At 37.4% G+C, this 6,824-nt stretch carries 6 protein-coding genes; 3 read left to right on the forward strand and 3 right to left on the reverse strand.

Annotated features, from left to right (window positions below; genetic code table 11):
* Positions 1-58: 58 nt before the first annotated feature.
* Together CRO15_RS12645 and CRO15_RS12650 are read right to left on the reverse strand one after the other, a co-directional pair.
* Complete coding sequence (locus tag CRO15_RS12645) at positions 59-1,108, reverse strand: response regulator (RefSeq protein WP_097046174.1); 1,050 nt, start codon at positions 1,106-1,108, stop codon at positions 59-61.
* A complete protein-coding gene (locus CRO15_RS12650) occupies positions 1,105-3,003 on the reverse strand; it encodes a PAS domain-containing sensor histidine kinase (RefSeq protein WP_097046223.1) in 1,899 nt (632 codons plus the stop codon). Before CRO15_RS12650 ends, CRO15_RS12645 begins: the two co-directional genes overlap by 4 nt.
* Before the next feature lie 275 nt (positions 3,004-3,278).
* Between CRO15_RS12650 and CRO15_RS12655 the strand changes: the two genes are divergently transcribed.
* Positions 3,279-3,680, forward strand: a complete 402-nt coding sequence (locus tag CRO15_RS12655; protein WP_097046224.1) for a hypothetical protein — start codon at positions 3,279-3,281, stop codon at positions 3,678-3,680.
* Positions 3,681-3,683: 3 nt separating this feature from the next.
* On the opposite strand, the gene CRO15_RS12660 is transcribed toward CRO15_RS12655, so the two are convergent.
* A complete protein-coding gene (locus CRO15_RS12660) occupies positions 3,684-4,511 on the reverse strand; it encodes a universal stress protein (protein ID WP_097046225.1) in 828 nt (275 codons plus the stop codon).
* 213 nt (positions 4,512-4,724) lie between these two features.
* Between CRO15_RS12660 and CRO15_RS12665 the strand changes: the two genes are divergently transcribed.
* Both CRO15_RS12665 and CRO15_RS12670 read left to right on the forward strand, forming a co-directional pair.
* The gene (locus CRO15_RS12665) at positions 4,725-6,146 is read left to right on the forward strand and encodes an MBL fold metallo-hydrolase (RefSeq protein ID WP_097046175.1); all 1,422 of its coding nucleotides are present in this window, start codon (positions 4,725-4,727) and stop codon (positions 6,144-6,146) included.
* Positions 6,147-6,169: 23 nt separating this feature from the next.
* Positions 6,170-6,445: a heavy-metal-associated domain-containing protein gene (locus tag CRO15_RS12670; protein WP_097046176.1), complete on the forward strand. Its 276-nt coding sequence runs from the start codon at positions 6,170-6,172 to the stop codon at positions 6,443-6,445.
* Positions 6,446-6,824: the final 379 nt, after the last annotated feature.

Consider the following 6,824-nt stretch of genomic DNA (forward strand, 5'->3'; position numbering starts at 1 on the left):
TACAAATGTAGCCTTGCAAAAAGACTGTAATAATGACGAATGTCATAAAAACAACTTTTTAATTGATGTATTGTAATTGTTTAAGCTGAAGAATACGAATATTCCTACCTTCAATGTCGATGAGTCCTTCTTTTTTGAACCCTGACAGCGTCCTGATCAGACTTTCTGTGGCTATTCCTGCAACACTAGCTAAATCACTACGGGATATTTTAATGGGCTCTTCAACCTTTCTATTCAAAATCTCGGCAAATTGTAAAAGTGTTTGTGCCGTTTTTTTGCGTACGGAACTGTAGGCCATTTGAAGTAATTGATCTTTAAAACCCGTAATATTTTCAGATAACAATTCCATAAGTTCCAAAGAAACGGTGTGGTTGTTTTCTAGTACATCTTTCAAATCGGCTTTTGAAATGGCAGCTAATTCTGTTGGTTCCACGGCGGTTGCCGATTCTAAGTATGGAACATTATCTACAAATGAGGTAAAACCCAAAAAATCGTCTGCACGATGTAACGAAGTGATTAGTTCCTTCCCATCTTCATCCATTTTATGGCACTTTACCACACCTTTTAGTATCAAAAATATCTTGTTGGAATGTTCACCTTCTTTATAAATACAGTCATTTCTATCGTATTCTAGGATTTCACCATTGTCATCAAAAAAATTCTTCAATTCGTTTAATGAGCGCATTTCATTTCCATGCTGTTTTGTAGAAACGGACGCAGAAGTCATGTTTTTAAGGATTTCCGCCTTGGCCAATCTACTTTCAATGGCACTGATTAGATCTTCCTCCTCAAAAGGCTTGGTTAGGTAATCATCGGCTCCCATATCCATTCCTTTCCTAATTTCTTTGTGCTCGGTTTTGGCCGATAGGAAAATAAATGGGATATGCTTTGTGGTCTCGTCAGATGAAAGTTCTTCTAGTACACCGTATCCATCCACTTCTGGCATCATAATATCGCACACTACAATATCTGGCATTTTTTCTTTGGCCATTTGAATGCCAATTTTACCGTTTGGAGCTGTATGTACCATGTAATCACTGAGTTCTAACAATTCAGCCGTATTTTCTCTTAGCGCTAGGTCGTCTTCTATCAGTAATATTGTTTTCATCTGTCTTTTGGTTCTTCTAGATTAGTGGGGATTTCAACAATAAAAGTACTTCCGGTATTTTCTTGGCTGGTGAACGAAATGTTACCGCCCATATTTTCAAGATGCTGTTTTACAATGTTCAAACCAATACCGGTACCTTGATTTAGCAATGCATTGTTTGCCCTAAAATATCTATTAAAGATAAACTTTTGTTCTGTTTCAGGAATACCAATTCCCTGATCCTTGACCATCAATTGCAAACTGCCATTGTTTTTGAGGACTTCAAGGTTAATTGTGGTGTTTTCAGGAGAATATTTTATGGCGTTATGAACAAGGTTGGATAGGACCAACTCAAAAATTTTCTCATCAAATGTGATAACAACGTCATCTATACCCTCAGGATAGTTAATTTTCTGTCCCGACTTCAGCAGTAGATTGGCATCATAAATAACTTGATTGACCACCTTGCTCAACGGAAACTGTTCCAAATTGTATTTTACCTTACCAGTTTCTAGTCGCTCAATCGATAAAAAATCGTTGAGGATGTTATCCAATTGTTTTACTTTGTTTCTTACGGTTGTAATATGTTTGTCTCTTTTCGGTTGTTGTTCGGATTCGGTGTATTTTGACAGTAAGGTGGTGGAAGTAAGGATACTGCTCAAGGGTGTTTTAAATTCATGGGAGACCAAAGACAGGAAACGTGTTTTTAACTCGTTGAGTTCTTTTTCTTTTTCCAAAGCTTGGCGAAGCTGCTGAGTACGTTCCTCGACGGTTCGCTCCAATTTTTCAGTATAATCCTTTCGATCCGTGATGTCCAATACGATTGCTACCAACACTTTTTGATGTTCAATGTAGGAACTTTGTAAATGAACCTCCACCGGATAGGTGCTCCCATCTTTTCGCAGATGAACAGTCTCAAAAGTAATTTTCTCTTCTTTTCCAGATCGTAAGGGTAAGATGAGCTTTTTAAAAGTGACCTCGTTATATTCGGGTTTAATGTCTACAGGTGTAAATTTTTGCAGTTCATCCCAATTGTATCCCAGATTGTTTTGGGCGCCTTGATTGGTACGTAAAAACTTTAGAGTTTTTGCATCAATGATATAAATCTCATTGAGGGATTCTTCAAAAATTCTATTCCAATGGTTTCGTTCTTCCTCAGCCTCAATACGATCGGTAACGTTGTTCTGTATACCAACAAAGTGGGTGACCTCGTCATTAGAGTCCTTTATTGGGGTAATGGAAATTTTGTTCCACCATAAGGTACCGTCCTTTTTGTAGTTCCGAATTTCAACTTCGCAACTTTTCCCATCCCTTACAGCTTTGTGTAAATCCTTGACTCCTTGTTGATCATTATCTTGTCTTTGTAAAAAACGCAGATTCTTGTTCAAAATTTCCTCTTTCGGATATCCGGTAAGGTTTTCAAAAGCAGCATTGAGATAGATAACAGGATTGTCTTTTTGCTTGGCATCGGTAATGGTAATCCCATTGATTGCCGAACTTAAAGCCTTGCTCCTCAGGTTTAAGTCTTTTTCAATGGCCTTTCTGACCGAAACATCCATGATCAAAGCCATGATATATGTAGCGCCTTGCAAATGGAAAGGGTTGAGACCTGCCTCAATAGGAAATTCCTCGCCATTTTTGCGAAGCCCAAAAAGTTCACGCCCTTCTGCCATTTTTCGCTTCTCGCCACGTTGCAAAAAGTTTTTGAAATGACCACCATGTCCATGATGGAATTTGACAGGAATCAAAGTGTTCAATGGCTGATTTATAAGCTCGTCCATATCATATCCAAACATTTCATTGGCCGCTGAATTGGTTGCGACAATAATCTGTTTTTCATTGACTACGATAATTCCTTCTGATACCCCTTCGGACAGGAGGGTAAACATTTCACTGTTTTTTTCAAAAACTTGCATGTTCTTTTCTTTTGGATAAACCATAATTTCAAGACACAGATTATGAATTTGAGTGTCGACAAAAATCAGGTAAACCAGGATTGTTTGATGGTCAGTCTGTTACAGGATTAACCACATTTACTCTATCTAAAAGTACAAAAACCGATTAAGAAGATTGTATAATGTTGATGGCGGCGTTTTTTCATTTAGATGATAAGATTGCAAAATTGACAATGGTCATATCCAGAAGTATTTGGTAAACTTACATTTGGTGAGAGCTTTAAAAAATGAATAAAATGAAGCAGTCACAAATAGAGGGCAATGAGTTTTACGAAAACTTGGGAAAGCTATTCTATTACATTGCCATGGCAGATAAGAGTGTCCGGGCAGAAGAAATTGATAAATTGAAAACCTTTATCAGAAAATATTGGTTGGATGTGGATGATATTGAAAACGAATATGGGGAGGATGCTGCGTTTCAGATTGAAGCTGTTTTTAATCGATTATTGGAATATGAAGCCGATGCTGAGGGCAGTTTTGGTGAGTTTAAATCATTTTACACAAATCATAAGGATAAGTTCAATTCTTATATCAAAGTGCTCATTTTGGACACGTCCAATGCCATTGCCAATACAGTTTATGGTAAAAACAAGGCTGAACTCATCGCACTTGCCAATTTGCAATTGCTTTTTCAATAAAGTTTAAGTACTTGTTTTGAAGGTTATTACGGGAATATTGGCATGATTTGCCATTGACTCGCCAACACTGCCCTTTATAAAATGGGAAATTCCTTTTCTTCCATGGGTGGGAATGACCACTGCATCAGCGTTCATCTTTTTGGCATAGTTCAAGATTCCTTTTTCTATTGAAGTGTCGTTGTAAACAACTACCTCATCTTGAATATCAAATCGTTCTTTATAATATGCCAGTTTTTCTTCAATAGTGGTATTGCTTAGAAATTTAATGGAAGGTGTGTTTACAAAAACGGGGTATACTTCTGCATGAAAAAAATGAGCGAGCTCCTTGACTCTTTTATAGGTCCCAACAATTTCATCCTTAAAATTAAAGGCAAAGACAACTATGTTAAGTGTAAAGTTGTGCCTAGGTCGTTTAATGACTATAACGGGCACTTCGCAGGTGCGGACCACCTTTTCAGTATTTGATCCAACAAAAGCATCCTTTGCTCGGTTTACTCCATGCGACCCCATGATCACCAAATCAATATTCAGTTCCTTGACAATGGTGTTAATTTCACTGAAGATTTTATAATTCTGAACTAACTGCAATATTTTCAACCCATTTAAATATTCTTTTTCCAAGAATGGCTTGAATTGCTTTTTTGCCAGTTTCATATAGTATTGGGCCTCTTTGTATTCCTCTGCTTCGTTTTTGGAAAGTACGGATTCAGAAAGACCTATCATATGCAGTACACAGATTTCCATATGCTTTTCCCTGGCGATTTGTGCAGCTACTTCCAAAGCATACTCCGAGTGTTTGGAAAAATCAACCGGAACTAAAATCTTTTTCATGGGAGTGGGATTAATGACATTCATCAAATATAGAAGACCCTCAGTGCAATCCATATGACCAAGATCATGTATTCTGGATTCTTGGATTTCATTTGATTAAAAGGATAAGCTGATCTATATCAGTTTTTTTCTTTGGTTTTTTCAAGAGTTTTGTGGCCGTCACAATCTTTGATTGCTGAAACAGAGTTGAATACGTTATAACATGGACGAATCATGAAAGTAGAACAGATTTATACTGGATGTTTGGCCCAAGGGGCCTATTATATAGAAAGCAATGGTGAGGTAGCTATTATAGACCCTTTGAGGGAAGTGGAGCCTTATATTAAAATGGCAGAAGAACGAGAATCTCAAATTAAATATGTTTTTGAAACTCACTTTCATGCCGATTTTGTTTCAGGTCATATAGATTTGGCCAACAAAACAGGAGCACAAATTGTATATGGACCAACAACGATGCAAACTGGGTTCGATTTTGTGTCAGGGAAAGATGGAGAGGAGTTCAGATTGGGAGATGCCATCATTCGCTTGATTCATACGCCCGGGCATACTATGGAAAGCTGTTGTTACCTGTTGATTGATGAAACTGGAAGATCTACTTCTCTGTTTACAGGTGACACGCTGTTCATCGGAGATGTAGGCAGACCAGATTTGGCACAAAAAGTTATTTCTGAACTTACTCAAGAAAAATTGGCCGGTTTGTTATTTGATTCGTTACAGAATAAAATAATGCCATTGAATGATAATCTCATTGTGTATCCAGGTCATGGGGCTGGTAGCGCATGCGGAAAAATGATGAGCAATGAAACTACGGATACCCTGGGGCATCAAAAAAAGACCAACTATGCTTTGAACCCTTCGTTGACAAGGGATGAATTCATCGATAGTGTTTTAAGTGGACTTACACCTCCTCCAGGTTATTTTCCGCAGAATGTTTTGTTGAATATTAAAGGGTATGAAACTATTGATAAAGTAGTAAAAAAGGGCTCCAAACCGCTTAATATAGAAGCTTTTGAAACTGCAAATGAAGAAACTTGCGCTACTATCATTGACACTAGAAATGCCCAAGAGTTTGCCAGGGGATTTATCGAAGACTCATACAATATTGGTTTGGACGGAAGCTTTGCCAATTGGGTGGGGACCACAATAGTGGATGTAAAGACCCCATTGTTGATTATTACCGATGAGGGAAGGGAAGAAGAAGTTGTAACTCGTTTGGCGCGAATTGGTTTTGACAATACTTTGGGCTATTTGAAAGGAGGGATAAAGGCATGGAAGAAAGCTGAAAAGCCATTGGAAAGGATAAAATCCGTTTCTGCGGAACGCTTGGCCTCTATTATGGAAGATAAACACGTTAACATTATAGATGCTAGACGTAAAAGCGAGTACAATAGTGAACATGTGCTACATGCTCTGAATATTCCTTTGGATTATGTAAAAAATAGCCTCAGTGAGATAGATAAAAGAAAGATTTATTATGTGCATTGTAAAAGTGGGTATCGGTCCATGGTATTTGTATCCATTTTAAGGTCAATGGGCTATGAAAACCTAATTGATGTCAAAGGAGGTTTCAATGCCATGAAAGCCTCTGGTAAATTTGATATCTCCAAATATGAAGCACCTACCACAATGTTATAACCTATAAACTAGATCTTTATACAATGAATACAACGGTGAAAATTCAGAATTTAAAATGCGGTGGTTGCGCAAATACAATTAAGAAGAAAATAAGTGCTCTAAAGAGTATAGAAGATGTTTTTGTAAATGTGGAAACTGATGAGGTTTCCTTTGGATATGAGGGCAATGAAGATTTTGAAGCTGTAAAGAAGGAACTTTCCAAGTTGGGTTACCCTTTGATGGGTAAAAACAATCCAAGAATTAGTCAGGCTAAATCTTATTTGAGCTGCGCTATTGGTCGTATGGGCAAAGAAGACTAAAAATCCAATGAGGTGCCATCAAAGGTGTAAAAATAAACCCTGTAAATTATTGATTTACAGGGTTTCTTGTTTTGAGATGGTATCTCTCAGCGGAGGAAGAGGGTCTTTTTCGAAATGGAAAAACCCACTGTTTTAAGGCTTTTCATAAGGTGAAATTTTTGGTGACACCGAAAGGGACACTGATTTAACTAAACTTTAACAATATTGCTCCGACAGCCCTTCTTTTGATAGTGAATCAAAACAATGAGTGCTAAGATTTATTAAAGGGTTCTAAAAAAACGTTGGTGGCTGTTGCAGAACTCCGACAAACATCAATTCTTGCTTTTATAAATCTGCTGAAATCCGTAAATTAAAGGTATGCAAGGCAGAAAGAACTATA

This window comes from Flagellimonas pacifica, from assembly GCF_900215465.1.
Lineage (GTDB): Bacteria > Bacteroidota > Bacteroidia > Flavobacteriales > Flavobacteriaceae > Flagellimonas > Flagellimonas pacifica.

Excerpts from the sequence above, each read along its gene's own strand:
- CRO15_RS12645 (WP_097046174.1), bottom strand. The coding sequence starts at position 1,108 with ATGAAAACAATATTACTGATAGAAGACGACCTAGCGCTAAGAGAAAAT.
- CRO15_RS12665 (WP_097046175.1), top strand. The coding sequence starts at position 4,725 with ATGAAAGTAGAACAGATTTATACTGGATGTTTGGCCCAAGGGGCCTAT.
- CRO15_RS12670 (WP_097046176.1), top strand. The coding sequence starts at position 6,170 with ATGAATACAACGGTGAAAATTCAGAATTTAAAATGCGGTGGTTGCGCA.
- CRO15_RS12660 (WP_097046225.1), bottom strand. The coding sequence starts at position 4,511 with ATGAAAAAGATTTTAGTTCCGGTTGATTTTTCCAAACACTCGGAGTAT.
- CRO15_RS12650 (WP_097046223.1), bottom strand. The coding sequence starts at position 3,003 with ATGCAAGTTTTTGAAAAAAACAGTGAAATGTTTACCCTCCTGTCCGAA.
- CRO15_RS12655 (WP_097046224.1), top strand. The coding sequence starts at position 3,279 with ATGAAGCAGTCACAAATAGAGGGCAATGAGTTTTACGAAAACTTGGGA.